Genomic DNA, 18,011 nt, shown 5'->3' with positions numbered 1-18,011 from the left:
TAATCGATAGCCACCGACGGGCCGGATCAGTCAGCGATTTACCGAACAGGATCCGAGTCGCCGGCCAACACCGCGGGGGTTTTGGTTCGGGCACGAATACCAACGGCCAATGAACGACGATCTGCGAGAGCGCGTCGAGCGCGAGGCCGAGAAACACGCGCTGTTGAACGCCGTCAAACACGAGAGCGACGCCGACGTCGGTGCGATCATGGGGCCGCTGATGGGCGAAAATCCCGACTTCCGCCCCCACGGTGACGAGATCCCGGGAATCATCGGCGGCGTCGTGGGCCGGGTCAACGACCTCTCTTACGAGGACAAACGCGACCGACTCGAGGACCTCGCACCCGAGGAACTCGCGGAGATCGAAGCCGAGGACGAAGAGGACGAACACGACCTTCCCTCGCTGCCCAACGCCGTGGAGCCAGGCTCCACGAGCCCTGACTCGCAGGCTCGTCAGGACGCAGACGACTACGACGAGGTCCGGATGCGCTGTGCGCCCAACCCGAACGGCCCGTGGCACGTCGGCCACGCCCGGATGCCCGCCGTTATCGGCACCTATCGTGATCGGTACGACGGCTGGTTCTGCGTGCGCTTCGACGACACCGACCCCGAAACGAAGCGCCCCGATCTCGAGGCATACGATGCCATCTTAGAGGATCTCGAGTACCTCGGCTTCGAACCCGACGACGTCTACCGGGCGAGCGACCGCCTCGAGATCTACTACGACCACGCCCGCGAACTGATCGAGATGGGCGGGGCCTACACTTGCGACCTGCCGGGCGAGGAGTTCAGCGAGCTGAAAAACGCCGGCGAGCCGTCGCCGAACCGCGACAAGGACCCCGAAACCGTGCTCTCCGAGTTCGAGGCGATGATCGACGGCGAGTACGAGAGCGGCGAGATGGTCCTCCGGGTGAAAACCGACATCGAGCACAAAAACCCCGCCCTGCGCGACTGGGTCGCCTTCCGGATGATCGACACGCCCCACCCCCGCGAGGAGGCCAGCGAGTACCGCTGCTGGCCGATGCTCGACTTCCAGTCGGGGATCGACGACCATCTGCTCGGCATCACCCACATTATCCGCGGCATCGATCTCCAGGATTCGGCGAAACGACAGGGGTTCGTCTACGACTACTTCGGCTGGGAGTACCCCGAAGTCGTCCACTGGGGCCACGTCCAGGTCGACGCCTACGACGTGAAGATGAGCACCTCCACGATTTCGGAACTGATCGCCGAGGGCGAACTCGACGGCTGGGACGACCCCCGGGCACCGACGCTGAAGAGTCTCCGCCGGCGGGGTATCCGCGGCGAGGCCATCGTCGAGTCGATGATCGGACTGGGTACCTCGAGCAGCGACGTCGACCTCGCGATGAGCGCCGTCTACGCTAACAACCGAGACCTGATCGACGACGAGGCCGATCGCCGGTTCCTCGTCCGCGACGGCAACCAGCTTCCCCTCGGCGGCAGCCCACCCGAGGAGGCCAACCCGCCGTTACACCCCGACTACGAAGAGCGCGGCGTCCGCGAGATTCCCGTCGGCGACTCCGTGTTGCTTGAGCCAGCGGACGTTCCCGACCGCGAGGGACGCGTCTGGCTCAAAGGACTGGGCTGTTTCCAGTACACCCGAGACGTCCTCCAGTACACCGGCGAGGAGATCGACGTGGTCCGCGAGGGCGACGTCGACGTCGTACACTGGGTTCCCGCCCGCGAGAGCGTCCCCGTCCGAATGCGGACGATGGACGGCGACGTCACCGGGCAAGCAGAACCCGGCGTCGCCGACCTCGAGGCCGACGAGCTGGTCCAGTTCGTGCGCGTCGGGTTCGCCCGAATCGACCGTCCGGCGGACGAAGCGGACGGGGAGACGGTCGCGTACTGCACCCACAGCTAACGGGAGTTACACAGCCGTCTCGAGGCCCCCAAACGTCGCCGTTGTGGGGGGACTCGATCCGCGGTCCGGATTGGGGGTGGAACGTTCCGGTTTCGGAACCCTTGATAGCGCCTGTCGGAAACGTAGGCCGTGGCCCGCGCTCGTCTGTTCGCGTCTCTCTGTGCACTTGTCTTCTTCCTCAACCTCGCAAGAATCGTCTTCGCACCGCTTCTCGACGTCTTTATCGCGGAGTTCGGGATCGGCGAGGCGACGGCCGGTCTCATCGCTACGCTCGCGTGGATCGGGAGCGCGTCCCTCCGACTTCCGACCGGGTGGATTCTCACGAAAGTTCCGAGACACCACGTCGTGATCGGCTCCGGTGTCGTTCTTGCGGTTTCGTCGTCGATCGCTGCCACGTCGACGACGGTGCCCCAGCTCATGGTCGGGGCCTTCTTCATGGGTATCGCCTCCGGTATCTACTTCGTCTCGGCGAATCCGCTGTTGAGCGAGCTGTATCCCGATCGCGTCGGTCGGGTCGTGGGGATCCACGGAACCGCGAGTCAGATCGCCGCCGTGATCGCAGCACCCTTCGTCGTCCTCACGCTCCTGATCGACTGGCGACTCTCGCTGTGGACGATCGCCGTCGGCGCTGCGGCGGTAACCGTCTACACCGCAATCGTGGCGAGCCGGACCGAGATGCCGACGGCGGGCGAAGCGGACCGTGATTTCGTCGCCGGCGCGCTCTCGGAGTGGCGCATCATCGTGGCAGCACTCGCGATCGCCGGCATGGCTTCGTTCGTCTGGCAGGGCGTGTTCAACTTCTACGAACTCTACATGCAATCGAAGGGACTCTCCCCGCAGGCGGCTGGCACCATGCTCACGATCGTCTTCGCGGCCGGCGTCCCCGCGTTCTACTTCGGCGGTGACCTGGCAGATAGACTTCCACAGGTCCCGTACCTGCTCGGGATCGTCGGCGCGTTCTCGGCGTGCTTGCTCCTGTTGACGGCTGCCCAGGGGTTCGTCGCACTGATCGCCATTTCCGCACTCATCGGATTCGTCGTCCACGCGCTGTTTCCTGCCGTCGATACCTATCTCCTCGCGACGCTCCCAGACTCGGCTCGGGCCAGCGCCTACGCCGTCTTCAGTTCGGTCTGGATGCTGGTCCAGTCGCTCGGTTCGTTCGTACTCGGCCTGTTCCTCGAGTTCGGGTTCACGTACGACTCGCTGTTCGTCAGCGCTGCCGTCGTCCTCGGGACGTCGGTCGTCGTCCTCGTGATTATCGAACGCGCAGGATGGCTCCCCGGTTGAGATCGATGCCCCTCGAGGTCGAACGTCTACCGGTTCGACGGGGATCGAGATCGTTACTCCGACTCGAGTGGGACGATCAGTTCCGTCTCCCGACCGAACCTGACGAGTACGCCACCGCGTAGCGGCCGGTAGCCGGGTGCCTCGGCCTCGACGGCGTGCTGGCCGTGTTCCCGGTCGACGTCAAACGTCCCATCGTCGTCGACCGGCACTCGCTCCCCGTCGATTCGTACCGTCGCGTTCTCGACGGGTTGGGTTTGCTCGTCGACGACCCGACCGAACACCCGGCCCGTCCCAGGAATCGTGGCATCACCTTCCTCGAGTTTGGCCCACGCGAGTTCGGTCTCGCCCGCCTCGACGTACACCTCGTCGTAGCCGTCGTCGTAGCCGGCGGCGTCGGTGATTCGGACCTCCCACCAGCCTTCGCTCACCCTGAGCCCACGGTCCCAGCTGCCGGAATCAGGAATGCCTCCTTCCGGGGCGTCCGCCTGATAGACCTCGTCGCCGTAGGCGGTGATTCGACACGGAATTCCCGATCCGCCCTCGGGTTCCGTCGCGTACACGCGAAGTTCCCCTGTTTCGTCCCCCCACGCACGTCTGAGCGAGGCGTTCACCGTCACTGCCTCGTCGTCTGCGAAATCGATCTCTCTCGACCACTCGGCGTACCCGGAGGCCTCGACCGCGAGACGCGCCTCGTTTGCGTCGGTGGCCACCCTGTAGCGGCCGTCCTCGTCGGTCGTCTCGTCGACTCCCTCGAGGGAGACGACGGCGTCCTCGACGGGTTCGCCGAAGTACGACACCGTCCCGGTGACCCGATTCTCCGCGTCCGCCGCCGCTCGCCTCGAGGCGACCGTCGCCGGCAGACCCAGCACGCTCGCACCCGCGAGCGTCGACCCCTTCAAAAGCGTCCGTCTCTCGTATCTCATACAATTCTCGAGCGATACACGACTACATCCGGGCATAATCTTTGTGTACTGGATAACGATATGGGAACGATACAGTCAGCTTTCGAAAAATATCGGTACTTCTGACGGGAACTGGAATCGCACTCGTCACTCGAGAAGGTCGTCGGCGCTGTCGGGGCGTGGATCGGCGACGACCCCGTCTTGCTGACCGAGGACGCGAGCGTGGGGTGCACAGACGAGTCGGTTTTCGTCCCAGGGAACGTGCAACTTGACCGTCGCGGGCCGGTCGCAGTCGTCTTCGGAACACTCCATACTCGTGCGAACGCGGGCCAGAACGTCAGTGTTTTCCCGGATTCGGTGGTTCTCCGACTCCGCGCTGACGGTGGTCGATCACCGGGAACGCCTCGTGACGCCGTCGACAGACAGCACAGCCCGAACGGTTCACAGCACGACGACGGCGACGGCGAACCCGAGCAAGATCGACAGCGCCAGCAGAAACTGCACCGCCGTCGACGCCAGGATGCCGACCGTCGCGTAGAGCGCCGATCGAGCGCTTCGCTCGAGTTCGCCGTTTCTGACGTACTCGAGAGCGAAGACGGTCCCGAAGAGGCCGGCCAGCAGCCCCAGCGGGCCAGTGACGATCATGAGGACGATGCCGACGACCGCGGCCGCACCCGTCGTACGCCAGGAGGCGCCGCCGGCTTTCGCGGCGGCAGAGCCGCCGAAGAACTCGGCAAGGAGCGTCAGGAGGCCCAGTGCGGTGAGGACGCCGAGTGCTATCGGCCCCGGCTCGGTGAATCCGGTGTGCCACCAGTAGAGGTAGAGTCCCGACAGCGAGAGCAGACCGCCCGGGACGAGCGGGATCAGCGTCCCGACGATTCCGGCGACGAGCAACGCGACCGCGAGAACCGCGACGGCCTCGACCATACCCGGTCTGACGGCGTATCGAGCCAAAATCCTGTCGTTTCTCGCACCTGACGGTCGCTTCTCCACTACCTCGCTCGTTCGTTTTTCCCTCTCCGGTCCGATCGGGGACGGCGACAGCAGAGCGTGTGAGTTCTCAGGTCTCACGACGGCGGCGACGAAGCCACAGCCCTCCAGCGACGAGGGCACCGATTCCGACGATCAACGCGCCGCCGCCGAGGATCGCAACGCCTGCGAGGAGCACCCACCCTCCCCTGCTCGAGCCGTGGTGTGGCGGGCCGAGCGTCACCACGTAGTAGGTGCCGTCGTCGACGACGATCATCCGCCCCGGGGTATCGCCGGGATACTCGACCGGTTCGCCGGTTTCGATCGTCTCCCGAATGGGATCGGGAGCGTCCTCGAAGTCGACCGCGAGTTCGTCGGCGAGAGATTGCGGATCGCGTTCGGTGGTTTCGATGACGACCCGATCTCCGTCGATGTCGGCGTCGAACTCGTAGAATGTCCCCTCGAAGCGGACGAACTCGTATCGCTCGTTGTTGAGGAACGTGTGCTGGTCGGACGCGTTCTCGATCGTTCCCTCGTAGCGACCGTCTTCGGCCGCAATCTCGAGCGCATCGCGGATTTCACCCCTCGGCAGACTGGCAATATCCGCATCGTGAATGCTGGGGCCACTCGCGAGTTCCTCGTGGTCGGTTTCGGGATCGAACTCGGTCGCGGACAGCGACGGTGTGCCGGCGAAACCGACGGTGCTGGCCGCGAGCATCATCGCTACGACGACGACGACGACACAACCGAAAGCGAGCCGGAAGCGCCCGCTATCGAGGGCGAGTCGTGAGCGCCCGCCATCGAAGCCGAATCGGAGGGGAGGTCGCGGGGACATACACGACGCTCTCTCGAGAACGCCCATATATGTATTGGACTGCCAACCAATAGCGGGCGACCGACGGGCGTATACCCGATACCGTGTGCCGTCGGGCCGCGTACCCGATCAGCACCGTTATGTCGCCCGTTCGAAAACGAGGGCGTATGCAGCGAGCGATCATCGTCGGCGCGTCGTCGGGAATCGGCGAGGCGCTGGCTCGAGAGCTCTCCGCGGCGGGCTACGAGGTCGGGCTGGCGGCTCGCCGTCGGGAACGGCTGACCCGGATCGGCTCCGAGTTGCCGACGAAGGCGTACGTCGCGACGATGGACGTCACGGACACCGCAGACGCCCGCGAGGCGTTCGCCGAACTCGTCTCGGCGATGGGGTCGGTCGACCTCGTCGTGATCAGCGCCGGCGCCGGCCACCTGAACCGTGACCTCGAGTGGGAACCCGAACGGGAGACGATCGATGTCAACGTCCGCGGATTTACCGCAATCGCCACGGCGGCGATGGACCACTTCGACTCCCGCGGCGGCGGCCACCTCGTCGGCATCTCCTCTGTCGCTGCGAGATTTGGCAATCCAGGCGCACCCGCGTACAACGCTTCGAAGGCGTTCGTCTCGACCTACCTCGAGGGGCTTCGAAACCGACAGGCGACACGCGAGACCGAGATATCGATCACGACCGTCGAGCCGGGGTTCGTCGACACCGAGATGGCGATGGGAGACGACGACGACCTGTTCTGGGTTGCCTCGCCCGAAACCGCGGCCGCTCAGATCGCCCGAGCGATTCGCAAGCGCCGCGACCACGTGTACGTCACTCGCCGGTGGCGGCTGGTCGCCTGGTTCCTGACGGCGATGCCGGAATCGATCGTTCGCCGTGTACTCTCGTGACCCTGCACCACCGGCTGACGCGGCGTACGCAAGCGGGAACCGTTTCCGCCCAGTACCCGTCTCGGTCGGTATGTCCACGACAGCCACGCGCGATCGAACGACGCTACTGAAAAACGCCGGCGTCGTCACGACGCTTCTCGACGCCGCGATGGAGTTCTCGAAGGGGCGTCACAGGAGCGGTGCCCTCCTGATCGGCGCGGCCGTAATCTCTTCGCGGGTTCCGGGCTTCGGCACCGCCGTCTCGGTCGTACTCCGGGCGTACCGCCGATTGCGGTGACGCTCGACGCGTTTCCCACCCGCTGGTCCGTGGTTCATCGAAGCACGGACTCGAGATTCCGATACCTGAGGTCGGCCCACGCCTCGCGCTCGAGGTCGAAGCGGTCGAATAGCTCGAAGTGGTCGATCGGCTGACCGGGATAGATGTAATCCGTCCCGAAAACCAGTTGATCCGAGTGCTCCTCAAGGAACTCCTGGGCGTACGCCTCGTCCCGCGTGAGCGCGTTCCAGCCGGAGTGGCCACCGAGGTCGCCGTAGACGTTGTCGTACGTTTCCAGTAGTTCGGCCACTCGACCGCCCGGTTCGATCGGCCCGTCCGGATATCCACCACGGTCCTCCCAGCTCACGTCCGCGGAGATGTGTGCCCACCAGGCGTGGGCGTGCGCCAGGAAGTCGACCTCCGGATACGACGCCAACACGTCCTCGAGTCGAGGGAGACCGACCTCGTCCATCATCGCCTTCTCGTCGATGTGAAACAGGATCGGCAGGTCGTACTCGGCGCAGTACTCGTAGAGCGTCTCGAGGCGCGAGTCGTCGATCGGGAGTCCGGCTTTCAACTCACCGAAGCCACGGGCTCCCCGTTCGACGTACCGTTCGATCAGGTTCTCGACGGGCTCGTCGCCGTACACCAGCGTCCGCGGATCGACGGTACAGAACGGAACGAGCCGGTCCGGGTACGCCTCGGCTTCCTCGAGCACCCACCAGCTCGAGGCCTGAACCGGGTAGCTCTCGGGCGAGTCGAGCGCGAGCACGACGGCGCGGTCGACGCCGACCTCGTCCATCCAGTCGACGAGTCCCTCGGCGTCCAGCGGCGGACGATCCAGCGTCTCCTCGGGAATCACGTGCGTGTGGGCGTCGAAGAGCGGGAGATCGTCGACGGAATCGTCCTGTCGACTCCGTCCGACTGTAGCGCCGTCCGTGTCGGCCGCTCGAGCGTCCGTAGTCGCGCCGACTCCGCCCGTCGTCCCCACGATTCCGAGGGAGACCCCAGCGGTGCCCTCGAGGACTCGTCGCCGTGTCGATGCCGAAAGCGTCGCCGGTCGTCGATTGTCGTCTCGGCTCTCGTCAGTCGGTCGAGTCATGCCACGCCCTCCACCGAGCGCGGTGAAAAACTCCGGGGGACCGAACGAAATTAGCCCCGGCGGGTCCACGGATTCGATCGAACTCGTGCCAGCCAACGTACTCCTCGTCGGTACCGGTGGTAGCCGCGATCAAAGCGGGACCGACGGACGGCGTTCTCGGCGCAGTGAAGCGGCGGTCGGACGTCGACCGGTTCGCGGTCGACACAGAGACGCGCGACGACCTCCCCGAGCGACTCTACGAGTGGATTCGGACTCGATGACGTGACGGTCGCTCCGCCAGGCGGATCGACGTTACTTCTCGAGTACGAGGTAGGTCCGTGCGCCGCGCTGTTCGAGCGAGACGTACTCGGTGTCGACGCTCTCTTCGACGAACTCCTCGATGCCCGCGGCGTGTAAGTCGGTGACGTCGATGCGTTTTCGTTCCGTTTCGTTCTCGAGGGTCGAACCGTCGTCCGTGCGCTGGTGGCCGGCACCTCGATCGACGATCAGTGTCATACGCGTTCGTTGGACTATCAGTACGTCAAACCGACCCGTCCGTGGTGAAAGTGAAAGTGGTCCGAATAGCCGCTGACGCGGGCGATTCTCCCCTCGGAGCCGCTAGCCGAGCCGTTTGACGTCGACGCGATGGGGTTCGTCGCCGATCTCGAGTTCGACCGCGTCGACGATCGACTCGCGTGCCCTCGAGCGCCAGGCGTCGACGGCTTCGGCGTGGCGCGTGCGAACCTCCTCGGTCTCCGAATCGGTTGCGAGTGCGTCCTCGAGGCTCGGATAGGCGGCGACGACGTCGTCCTCGAGGAGCTCTTCGGGTGGGACGTGGATCGCGTCGGTCAGCGCCGCGTCGTCGACCCGATAGACGTGAATTCGCGCGCGCATTCGGCCGTGAAACGGCGGGATCACCCGGAGGATCGCCCGGCCCGGATTCTCGTGGGAGTACGCGTACGCGTCCGCGACGTCGTCGGCTGAAACCGCGAGCGAGCGGATCGGCGTGGGGTCGTCCCCGGTCATCGACCGTACGTTGGGACCGGTGTCGGTTAACCGTACTGTAGCCAGAATCCCCTCCGCAGTGAGGCAGATGCGGATCGGGTTCCCGTCCTCCGGTTCGATCGTCCCCATCGAGTTCCCGTCCTCCGGTTCGTACGGTTTACTGTCAGTCGGTTCCGGCGCACCCGCCCAGGGGTTGCGGGTGCGCCGGGACACCGGTACAGCAGACCGTATCAGTCTCCGTCGCCCTCGAGGAGCGGGCGAAACACCCGCGCCCGTCGATCCGTCGAGATGCCGTGTTCGGCGTCCGCGACCGACTCCGGAATCTCCGTTCCGTCTCCGTACCGCGACCGGAGCGACGCCCGGACGGCCTCCCGGACGCAGGCTCGGGTTGCCGCGCCGACTGGCGTTGCGCTCCCCGAGAATTCGGCCCTCGATCCGTCCGGATCGTGCCCGACGACAACGGCGTCGGTCGTCGTTCCGGGAAACCCGGTCTCCCCGAGCAGCGTCGTGGTTTTCGCCTCGACGGCGACCGCGAGCAGGTTCGCCAGGGCGCCGGGGGCAAGCGCCCGCGTCGTACCGACGATCAGGTTGACGGTTCCCGCGCCGGTGAAGGTGGGATCGGCCGCCGACTCCGAATCGGATTCGGTGGGGTGTGATCCGCCAACCGGATCCATCGGTAACGCCGCCGGGTTCGAGATTCCGGCCGTCGCGTAGACCGTCACCGAGCCACGCCGCGCGCCGCGGGCGTGCTCGAGATCCACGCCGGTAAACAGGACGAGCGGGTCGTCGTTCCGTCCGACGCTCCCGTCACGGTTGTACCCTGCAGCGGTTCCCTCGAGTCGGCCGAATTCGGCACGCTCGAGCCGGTCGTCGGCGTACGACTCGAGATCCGTCCGGTTCCAGCCGTCGGGAACCGAGACGTTGTAGGCGCAGTCGACGCGTCGCCGGCCGCCGTTCCAGCCACTCGAGAACCACTCCGCGCCCGGCTGTCCGACACGGAGGACGCCGTCGCGTCGGGTCGCCCGGTACGCGCGGTCGCCGTCGGTCACCGGTTCTGCCCTCCGTCGCCCACACTCGTTTCACTCGTCCGATTCTCGCTCGCACTCGTTCGGTTTCGGATCGCGTCGTTCGTCCTCCTCATTCGTTTCTCACCCTTTCCCCTCATTTACGTCCACGTCGATCGGCCGACTCGCCGACGCCCAGCGCACCGAGCAGCCGGTCGTTTCTCTCGCGATCCTTGATTGCGACGCGAATGTGGGCGTCGAGGCCCCGGAACGTCGTCGCGTCGCGGATCGCGACGCCTCCCTCCCGCGCCGACTCGAGGAGCTCGTCGACGTTTTGGTCACCGACGTCACAGAGGAGGAAGGGCGCGTCCGAGGGATGAACGTCGAACCGTCGCTCGAGTGCCTCGCGTATCCGCTCGCGCTCGCGTTCGACGTGATCGCGGGTTTCCGCGACGAACTCGCCGTCCCGCAGGCAGTGTGCGCCAACCCGCGCGGCCGGCGTTCCGAGCGACCACGTTCGCCGAGCCGTCTCGAGTGTGTCTCTTCGGTCTCCGGTCGCCACGGCGAATCCGGCTCGCAGCCCCGGCAGGCCGAACAGTTTGGTGAGCGAGCGTGCGACGATCACGTTCTCCCGCTCGAATCCCGCAGCCGACGGTAGTTCCGTAAAGCCCAGGAAGGCCTCGTCGACGAGCAGCGTCGTTCCGGCGTCCCCACAGCGATCGGCGAATGCGGCGAGCGCGTCTGGATCGGCCGCGTCGCCGGTCGGGTTGTTCGGCGTACAGACCACCGCCACCGCGGCGGACTCGAGGGCCGCGGTTCGCAACTCGAGCAGATCGTCGTACCGAACGAACCGCGGTCTCGCGCCCTGGAGTCGAACCTCGCGGGCGTACTCCCCGAAACTCGGGTACGGAACCAGTACTTCGTCGCCGGGCTCGAGTGCGATTTCCATCGCGAGTCTGATTGCCGCCAACCCGCCGGGTGTCGGAACCACCCGTTCGGGACTACAGCCGACGAATTCAGCCGCTGCGGCCCGAAATGAGGGATAGCCGTCGTCGGGGTATCGGCGGGATTCCTCGAGTGCGGCCGCGTAGAGTTCTTCGACGCCCTTCGGCGTTCGGGGGTTCGTATTCGCCGAGAAATCGAGCACGTCGGGATCGGTCTCGCCGCCGTGAGGAACTCGACTCGCGGCTCGGATCGAATCAGGGTTCACGATCCGTCTCCGCCCTCGGTTCCGATTCGGGATCGTCCCCGTCGGCGGGGGTGGCCCCGTTCGCGTCGATCCCGAGCCGATCACAGACGACCTCGAGTCGGTCCCGAACCGCGCCCATCTCGCCGTCGGGAACGAGCGAGAGCGCCCCGCCCATCGCGACGCCCTCTTTCGCCTCGCCGGCGCAGTAGCGCTCCATCGCGACGTGATCGCCCTCGTCGAAGCCGGGATCGGTCACGAGCAACGCGCAGTCGAGTCGGTCGCAGGCCCGCTCGAGCCGATCGCCTTGCTCGTCGGCGACGAACGACGTCGTCGCGATCGACAGCGGCGCGTCGATCGTCGCGTGGCGGAGGAGAGCAGCGACGGCGACCATCTGCGTGCCGCCGGCGAGTGTCACCCGGGTACCGGACTCGAGTGCACCCGCGGCGATCCCCGTGGCGGTCGTCTGGACCGGATCGCCGACGGCCCGGACCGCGGCGAGGGGGTCCCCGGCGCAGTCGCCAGCCTCGAGATCGCTCGCCTCGAGAGCGTCGTCGACGACGCGGCGCTTGCGCTCGATCGGGTTCTCCGGGAGCGACGAGGAGACGCTGGCAGGTTCGCCGAGCGCGGTGAGCACGCCGAGCGCCGTCGTCGTCCCGCCCGGGACGGTTTCGCCGATCACGATTTCGTCGTCGGGCAGGCTCGAGCCGAAGCCGTGGGCGCGATCGAAGACCGCCGCGGCGTCCGGGACGGCCTCGAATTCGCGGACGTCCTCGCCGGCTTCGACGCCGAGGTCGACCGTGGGCGCGCCCGTCGATCGGGCGAGGCCGGCGTCGATCACGACGCAGTCGAAGTCGATCACTTCGCGGACGGCGCGGGTCACCGCCGCGGGTGTCGGACAGCCCGTCGGACTCACCGGCGTCACCGGTGCGGTCGTCGGCTCTCCGTACTCGAGGATCTCGACGTCGGCCGACGGCGTGTGGACCATCAACTCCGGCGTCGCGCCGGCCGCGCTGATCCCGTCGATCAGCGCCGTTTCGGTCGTCCCCGCGGGCAAAAGCAGGCGCATCTCAGTCCCCCTCCTGCCGGTCGAGCAGACGGGTCGCGAGTTCGGCGTCTTCGAGTCGGTTCACGTTGACTGCGAGTCGGTAGTCGTCGTGTACGTGTGTCATAGATCTACTGTCGGTGCCGACGACGTTGACCCCGGTCGGCACGGGGCGATCGGTCGCGTCGTACCGCGACTCGACGCTCGCGCCGAGTCGCCGCTTGAGTGCCTGCGGAACGCAGACCGTCCACGAGGCGTCGCTGTCGCTGTACGCCGAGAGAATTCCGTCGAGGACGTCTCCCTCGAGCAACGGCAGATCGGCCACGACCGTGAGAACGGGCGTCTCGAGATCGGGTCGGTCGAGGAGCGTCTGCAGGTCGGTGACGTAGCCATCGCCCGGCGTGTCGACGACCTTGAGCGTGCTGTCGGTTACCAGTCCCGACACGAACGCCTCGAGATCGCCGTCCTCGAGATGGTTCCGCGTCTCGGGTGCGTTCGGGGAGACCGCGGCGACGATCGTTTCGACGCGATCCGCCGTCGACAGCGCGGCGATCACGCGGTCGATCATCGGAACATCGGCGATCGGGTGAAGCGGCTTCTCGTGGACGCTCTCGAGGCGCGTCCCCTCCCCGCCACACATCACGATAGCGTCCACGCGATCACCCCCGCGTGGAGACCGACGACGCGCCCGATCTCGTTGGCCGCGCCGAAGACGTCGCCGCTGATCCCGTCCAGGTTGCGGTTCGCCCAGTACCAGGGCAGACCGACGCCCGCGATCGCACCGCAGAGGCCGATCACGGCGGGGTGGGGCCAGGCGAGTGTCGCGCCGACGACCACGACGACCGCGGCCGGGAGGTAGCCGCCGACCGTCGACGAGTCGGTGAACTGCCGCCCCATCCCGCCGTGACTCGCCGCCCCGAACGCGGCCATCGTCGCCATCCCGAGTTTCGCCCCGATCTCGACCGCGACGGCGACGGCAACCGCCTCGAGCGGAGCCATTCCCGCGAGTCCGGCCCCCCCGAGGGCGACGCCGGCGACGACGACCGAGAGTGCGAGCAACGCGCCGACGCCGGTCGTCGTATCCTTCAACACCTCGCGGCGGCGCTCGGCGTCGCCGTGAACGACGAACGCATCGCCCAGATCTGCGACTCCGTCGAGGTGGTTGATCCCCATTACGAGGTAGATCGCGAGCAGATAGCCGAATCCGACGGTCGTCGGTGCCAGCACGCCGGCCGCGAGCAGTGGGATCGCCGCGATCGCTCCGCCGCCGAGACCCACCACCGGGAACGCGGCGGGCGTCGAGCGAAACGCCGCCCAGTCCCCCTCTCGGCTTCCGACCGGCAGTCGCGTCAGAAACGCGAATCCACCGCGAATCGCACGAAGCCAACGCCGGATCATGGACCCACCACCACGTTCTTTCGAGCGAGCGGTTCAGCCTCTGACGTCGCGACTGATTCGAGCTGTTCGACGGCAACGCTAACGGGGGTCTCGAGCGTCGAACTCTCGAGTCCAGCTGCAATCGTCTCGATCGCGATCGCGCCCACGGCTGCGATCAGGACCGCGACGACAGCCGCCAGACCGACGACGGTGATCGCCCGCTGACTGTCCTCGAGCGTCGGCAACCCACCAGCGGGGTTCAACTCGTAGACATCGGGTTTCACCAACCGAACCGAGAGGACGTGTGCGATCGTCGCCATCGGCCAGCCGGCGTTCGGCGAACTCGTCGTCTTCGCACAGGGTCGAGCCTGCCGGAGCGCCAGTGGATCCCCGGCCGCGACGGCGATCGCGCCCGCCGTGAGCCGGGAGGGAATCCACATCACTGCGTCGTCGAGGCGAGCGCTCGCGGTTCCGATCGGCTTCGACGGATAGCCGAGCATCGAATCGAGCGTGTTGACGCCCTTTACCCACGCGGCGACCGCCGCCGCGAGCGGCAACGAAACCGGCGCGAGCAGGGCGAACGGGAGCATCGTCGCGACCAGTCCGTCAGACAGGTTCTCGGCCGCGCTCTCGACGGCCGCACTTCGAAGCTCGCCGGACGAAAGCGCCGACGCGTCGCGCCCGACGAGCCCGCGAACCCGCTCGCGGGCCGTCTCGAGGTCGCCGTCGGTCGCTGCGACGACCTCGTCCGTGAGCTCGAGCAACGACCGGAGGCTGATCGTCAGAAAGAGGACGACGCCAGCGACGACCGCGCCGGCGAGTGGCTCCACGGCGAGTCCGACTGAGACGAGTCCGCCGGCGATCACGGCGGGAACGAGCGGAAAGACGAACGCGATTCCGACGCCAACGAAGCGCTGCCGGCGTTCGTCGGCGCTCCACTCTCGATCGACCGCGCCGACGAGTCGTCCGAACCAGGCGACCGGGTGAGCGGCGTTTCGCGGTTCGCCGACGAGCAAGTCGAGACTGAACGCGAACGCGAGCAACGCGAGCGTCGTCAGCGCCACCGCCCGGCCCTCCGTCGTCTCGGTCGTCTCCGGCGTCTCGATTCCGTCCAACCGACGATTCGACCGCCGGCAGTCACGGGTCCCCTCCGCCGGCCCGTCTTCTCTCGGACTGTTCGTCGTCGACCTGTCCATCCCTGCTCGTTCGCTCGGCCAGCCGCTTTGTGACCGTCTCCAGGGACGGCTCCTCGAGGATCAGCGCGGCCCCACCGATCCGCTCGACTCCACCGTCGGTCCGCGGATCGTCGCCGACGTGGACGAGTTCGCTCGGCGCGACGCCGAGTTTTGCCGCCGTCAGTTCGAATATCTCGGCGCTGGGTTTGCGCCAGCCACAGCCGACGCTCGTCACGATCGCGTCGAACTCGTCGCGGTCGAACGCGGACCTGACGAGTGTTCGTCCGACGAGTTCCGGCACGCTACAGTTCGAACAGACCGCGACCGGTCCCCGATTGCGGGCGGCGTCGACCGCCTCGAGTGCGCCGGGATTCGTCTCGACGGCCGGATCGAACGCGGCGACGACCGCCCGCCTGATCACGCTTCCGGGTGCATCGACGCCTCGGCTCGCGAGGCCGTGTGCGACGTGTGCCGGCAGGGGAACCTCCGCGCCATTCGGAGCGTCGACGTGTCGTTCCCCGTAGGCCGTTTCCCAGTCGTCGGGTACTGAAACGTCGCGCGCCTCGAGTTCGGACGCGACGGCTCTCGCCGGCTCCGCCGGTCTATCCGCGGTGACGAGCGTTCCAAAGAGATCGAACGAAACTCCCACGTGCGTGTAACTAGCCCAATTCGACTTTAGATTCGCGGTCCGGATCGTCGTCGATTCGTGCGGACGACCGCCCCGACCGGCGCACCTGGAGACGGATCGCGGGTATGTTCGACCTGACGGACGGAAGTCCGCCTCAGGGGGCAGCGCTTTGATACTCGTTCAGGCGAGTCGAGCGAACGCGAGGTTGCCGGAGATGTTCTTGATGTAGATTTCGACGACGTCGCCCTCGTCGGCACCGGGGACGAAAATCGTGTAGCTCCCCTTCTCCGCGACCCCGTCGCCCTTTCGTCCGGTGCCGGTGATCTCGACGGTGTAGGTTTTGCCCTCCTCGACGGCGTCGGCCTGTTGTTGTTGCTGGCTGCTCGTCGACCGCTTGGTCACCGGTCGGAACGCACCACAGGCGTCACAGCGAAGCATCGGCGTTCGGTCCTCGCGAACGAGACGGGTGTCGGGCAGCCCACACTCCGAACAGAGGACGTATTCGTCGACGTAGGCGTCGATCGCCGCGTCGAAGTCCGACTCGGAGAACGTCCCGTTGTACCGCCCACGTCCGTCCTCGAGTTTCCCGCTGGTCCCCATCTCACGCTGGACGAACCGGTGAAGGTGTTCGTCCTCCCGTGAGAGGACGTCGGCGATCTCGCCGAGGTTTGTAAACCGCGTAAACGCGCCGTCTTTCTGCGTCTGCGCGTCGGGGATCTGTAACCGCTGTTCGTCGCCCCCGATGTCGGGGACGTCGTCCATCGCTCGGTCGAGACTCGACTCGTAATCCATATGCGAGGACAGACGTCGCTGACGTAAATCGGTTCTGCTCTCACAATCCAGGGGACGACGCGGGGATCGTCCGACGCCGCGGACCGCTCCTCTGGCCCCTTAGAGCGTGTCGCTCCCGCTCTCGCCGAGCGACACCTGCTTCTCCTCGTCGAGGTGCTCAATTCGCGTTCCGGGTTCGCCTCGTGGTGATCGCCCGCCTCGCCCGTGATCTCCCCGTAGACCGCCTCGCGGACCTCCGCTGGACTGTCGTATTGCTCGCCGGCGAGTCGATCGAAGACGCTTCCGAACGACTCCGTTTCGTTCGGGAAGTCGATCGGCTCGTTGTTGTACTCCGCCGCGATCTCTTCGCTTCTGATGGGATACTCGAGATCGCCGAGACGCTCCTCGAGAATCGATTCGGCGTGATCCGCGCGTCGACTCTTCGCCGTTCGGCCCGGTCCTGTGCGCGGTCGACGGTCGGATTCTCCTCGCTCACACCCCGTCTATCAACAGCGCGGTCAAAAGGAACTGGCCAGCATGTGCGCCGGCTTTCGTGGTGGCTCAGCGATCGGTGTACAACGAGTTCAGTGGCTACTATACTATCGGCGAATCTCGATGGCGTTGGTATGATGACGTTTGCGCGCTACTGACCCCGCTCGTCCACGAACGACGTCGGCAGGTACGAGGCGATCTGGCTACCACTCACGACAGAAATGTATTTAGTATCGTATTCTAAATAGGGATTAGTCAAATGAAGTATGAATTCACACACGATCCGTCCTACACCATCGTCTCGGCGAACCTCGACTCTGGTGAACGGATAACTGTCGAAGCCGGCTCCATGATGTCTTACAGCGAGCACGTCGAAATGGAAACTCACAGCAGTTCCGACGGGTTGCTCTCGTCGGTGAAAAACTCCGTCCTCAGCGGTGAAACGCTGTTCCGGAACACGTTCACTGCGACCGCCAACGGGCAGACGGTCCGCTTTGCACACACGCAACCGGGGGACGTCACGGGAATCAGCCTGGATTCGGAATCCGTCTACGTCCAGTCGGGTTCGTACGTCGCGAACGAAACGGGCATTTCCACCGATTCGGCCTCGGGAGGACTCGATTCGATACTCGGTGGAAAAGGACTCTTCTTCCTCGAGGCCAGCGGCACGGGCGAACTGTTCATCGGGAGCTACGGCGGCATCCTCGAGCAGGAGCTAGAGCCCGGAGAGCGGCTGACCGTCGACGCCGGTCACTCCGTCGCGTGGGACGAATCGGTCGAGTTCAACGCACACCGCGTCGGCGGACTGAAGAAGACGATGTTGAGCGGTGAAGGGTACGTCGTGACGTTTACCGGACCCGGAACCGTCTACCTGCAGACGCGTGATTACGACACCTTCCTCGGGGAGATCATGTCCCGGATCAACACCAACTAGTACTCCGCTAAACGTCGACCAATGGGAGAACCCTGACGACGGTTCGGGGGGCCGAGTTCATCCACGGGGATGACGGCAGTACCACCGCCAGGGATCTCGAGACCGGATTGCATCGTTCGGTGAGGCGAAGGCCGAAGCGCTCGAGATGCTTGCGGAGGCGCTGACGCTTCACGAGGGTGGCAGTGAGCCAGTTACTGACGACGATCTCATAGTGATTAGGACGAATCTTTACCAGTAAGATACGGCCAGATGTTTGGCTCGTTGATCGCGCTCAGTCCTCGTGGAATGTAGTCTTTCAGCGTTG

21 protein-coding genes and 1 pseudogene are annotated in these 18,011 nt (G+C 65.9%); 6 read left to right on the top strand and 16 right to left on the bottom strand.

Going from position 1 to position 18,011, the window contains the following annotated elements:
• The first annotated feature begins 109 nt into the window (after positions 1 to 109).
• Both GRS80_RS10490 and GRS80_RS10485 read left to right on the top strand, forming a co-directional pair.
• Positions 110 to 1,885, top strand: a complete 1,776-nt coding sequence (locus tag GRS80_RS10490; protein ID WP_160047517.1) for a glutamate--tRNA ligase — start codon at positions 110 to 112, stop codon at positions 1,883 to 1,885.
• A 129-nt stretch (positions 1,886 to 2,014) separates the two neighbouring features.
• Positions 2,015 to 3,172 carry an MFS transporter gene (locus GRS80_RS10485; RefSeq protein WP_343161532.1) on the top strand — a complete coding sequence of 386 codons (1,158 nt, stop codon included), beginning with the start codon at positions 2,015 to 2,017 and terminating at the stop codon, positions 3,170 to 3,172.
• Between the two features lie 53 nt (positions 3,173 to 3,225).
• On the opposite strand, the gene GRS80_RS10480 is transcribed toward GRS80_RS10485, so the two are convergent.
• The 4 genes from GRS80_RS10480 to GRS80_RS10470 all read right to left on the bottom strand — a co-directional run bounded on the left by GRS80_RS10480 (position 3,226) and on the right by GRS80_RS10470 (position 5,878).
• The gene (locus tag GRS80_RS10480; RefSeq protein WP_160047516.1) at positions 3,226 to 4,095 is read right to left on the bottom strand and encodes a carboxypeptidase regulatory-like domain-containing protein; all 870 of its coding nucleotides are present in this window, start codon (positions 4,093 to 4,095) and stop codon (positions 3,226 to 3,228) included.
• Between the two features lie 126 nt (positions 4,096 to 4,221).
• A complete protein-coding gene (locus GRS80_RS20410; protein ID WP_200840369.1) occupies positions 4,222 to 4,386 on the bottom strand; it encodes a hypothetical protein in 165 nt (54 codons plus the stop codon).
• Positions 4,387 to 4,515: 129 nt separating this feature from the next.
• The gene (locus GRS80_RS10475) at positions 4,516 to 5,001 is read right to left on the bottom strand and encodes a DUF456 domain-containing protein (protein ID WP_160047515.1); all 486 of its coding nucleotides are present in this window, start codon (positions 4,999 to 5,001) and stop codon (positions 4,516 to 4,518) included.
• Positions 5,002 to 5,134: 133 nt separating this feature from the next.
• On the bottom strand, positions 5,135 to 5,878 hold the full coding sequence (locus tag GRS80_RS10470) for a hypothetical protein (RefSeq protein ID WP_235019712.1): 744 nt from the start codon (positions 5,876 to 5,878) through the stop codon (positions 5,135 to 5,137).
• A 146-nt stretch (positions 5,879 to 6,024) separates the two neighbouring features.
• On the opposite strand from GRS80_RS10470, the gene GRS80_RS10465 reads away from it, so the two are divergent.
• Positions 6,025 to 6,753, top strand: a complete 729-nt coding sequence (locus tag GRS80_RS10465; RefSeq protein WP_160047514.1) for an SDR family NAD(P)-dependent oxidoreductase — start codon at positions 6,025 to 6,027, stop codon at positions 6,751 to 6,753.
• Between the two features lie 70 nt (positions 6,754 to 6,823).
• Positions 6,824 to 7,030 (top strand): hypothetical protein, encoded by a 207-nt coding sequence (locus GRS80_RS10460; RefSeq protein ID WP_160047513.1) that lies wholly within the window; start codon positions 6,824 to 6,826, stop codon positions 7,028 to 7,030.
• A 34-nt stretch (positions 7,031 to 7,064) separates the two neighbouring features.
• Here the strand turns inward: GRS80_RS10460 and GRS80_RS10455 are convergent, their stop codons facing one another.
• A complete protein-coding gene (locus GRS80_RS10455; RefSeq protein WP_160047512.1) occupies positions 7,065 to 8,111 on the bottom strand; it encodes an amidohydrolase family protein in 1,047 nt (348 codons plus the stop codon).
• A 116-nt stretch (positions 8,112 to 8,227) separates the two neighbouring features.
• On the opposite strand from GRS80_RS10455, the gene GRS80_RS10450 reads away from it, so the two are divergent.
• Positions 8,228 to 8,371, top strand: coding sequence for a hypothetical protein (locus GRS80_RS10450; protein WP_160047511.1), 144 nt, complete (start codon positions 8,228 to 8,230; stop codon positions 8,369 to 8,371).
• 31 nt (positions 8,372 to 8,402) lie between these two features.
• Here GRS80_RS10450 and GRS80_RS10445 read toward each other — a convergent pair whose 3' ends face one another.
• From GRS80_RS10445 to GRS80_RS20695, 11 genes and pseudogenes are all read right to left on the bottom strand, one after another.
• Positions 8,403 to 8,606: a hypothetical protein gene (locus tag GRS80_RS10445; RefSeq protein ID WP_160047510.1), complete on the bottom strand. Its 204-nt coding sequence runs from the start codon at positions 8,604 to 8,606 to the stop codon at positions 8,403 to 8,405.
• A gap of 102 nt (positions 8,607 to 8,708) precedes the next feature.
• Complete coding sequence (locus GRS80_RS10440) at positions 8,709 to 9,116, bottom strand: hypothetical protein (RefSeq protein WP_160047509.1); 408 nt, start codon at positions 9,114 to 9,116, stop codon at positions 8,709 to 8,711.
• Positions 9,117 to 9,325: 209 nt separating this feature from the next.
• On the bottom strand, positions 9,326 to 10,144 hold the full coding sequence (locus GRS80_RS10435; protein WP_343161531.1) for an adenosylcobinamide amidohydrolase: 819 nt from the start codon (positions 10,142 to 10,144) through the stop codon (positions 9,326 to 9,328).
• A gap of 112 nt (positions 10,145 to 10,256) precedes the next feature.
• Positions 10,257 to 11,309 (bottom strand): threonine-phosphate decarboxylase CobD, encoded by a 1,053-nt coding sequence (gene cobD / locus GRS80_RS10430; RefSeq protein ID WP_343161530.1) that lies wholly within the window; start codon positions 11,307 to 11,309, stop codon positions 10,257 to 10,259.
• Positions 11,299 to 12,354: a nicotinate mononucleotide-dependent phosphoribosyltransferase CobT gene (gene cobT / locus GRS80_RS10425; RefSeq protein ID WP_160047508.1), complete on the bottom strand. Its 1,056-nt coding sequence runs from the start codon at positions 12,352 to 12,354 to the stop codon at positions 11,299 to 11,301. The genes cobD and cobT overlap by 11 nt, the downstream gene beginning before the upstream one ends.
• Position 12,355: 1 nt before the next feature.
• Positions 12,356 to 12,970, bottom strand: a complete 615-nt coding sequence (locus tag GRS80_RS10420; protein WP_160047795.1) for an NTP transferase domain-containing protein — start codon at positions 12,968 to 12,970, stop codon at positions 12,356 to 12,358.
• Positions 12,970 to 13,728 (bottom strand): adenosylcobinamide-GDP ribazoletransferase, encoded by a 759-nt coding sequence (locus GRS80_RS10415; protein WP_160047507.1) that lies wholly within the window; start codon positions 13,726 to 13,728, stop codon positions 12,970 to 12,972. Before GRS80_RS10415 ends, GRS80_RS10420 begins: the two co-directional genes overlap by 1 nt.
• Positions 13,725 to 14,771, bottom strand: coding sequence for an adenosylcobinamide-phosphate synthase CbiB (gene cbiB, locus GRS80_RS10410; RefSeq protein WP_343161553.1), 1,047 nt, complete (start codon positions 14,769 to 14,771; stop codon positions 13,725 to 13,727). The genes GRS80_RS10415 and cbiB overlap by 4 nt, the downstream gene beginning before the upstream one ends.
• Positions 14,772 to 14,844: 73 nt before the next feature.
• Positions 14,845 to 15,531 carry an HAD family hydrolase gene (locus tag GRS80_RS10405; RefSeq protein WP_343161529.1) on the bottom strand — a complete coding sequence of 229 codons (687 nt, stop codon included), beginning with the start codon at positions 15,529 to 15,531 and terminating at the stop codon, positions 14,845 to 14,847.
• 159 nt (positions 15,532 to 15,690) lie between these two features.
• Complete coding sequence (locus GRS80_RS10400) at positions 15,691 to 16,302, bottom strand: translation initiation factor IF-2 subunit beta (protein WP_160047505.1); 612 nt, start codon at positions 16,300 to 16,302, stop codon at positions 15,691 to 15,693.
• Positions 16,303 to 16,401: 99 nt separating this feature from the next.
• A pseudogene (locus GRS80_RS20695) lies at positions 16,402 to 16,777 on the bottom strand (hypothetical protein).
• Positions 16,778 to 17,032: 255 nt separating this feature from the next.
• On the opposite strand from GRS80_RS20695, the gene GRS80_RS10390 reads away from it, so the two are divergent.
• Positions 17,033 to 17,707 carry a TIGR00266 family protein gene (locus tag GRS80_RS10390; protein WP_160047504.1) on the top strand — a complete coding sequence of 225 codons (675 nt, stop codon included), beginning with the start codon at positions 17,033 to 17,035 and terminating at the stop codon, positions 17,705 to 17,707.
• The last annotated feature ends 304 nt before the right edge of the window (positions 17,708 to 18,011 follow it).

The organism is Natrialba sp. INN-245 (genome assembly GCF_009807105.1).
Lineage (GTDB): Archaea > Halobacteriota > Halobacteria > Halobacteriales > Natrialbaceae > Natrarchaeobius > Natrarchaeobius swarupiae.
The sequence above is the reverse complement of the archived record's forward strand: the minus strand, read 5'-3'. Positions and strand labels throughout refer to the sequence as shown.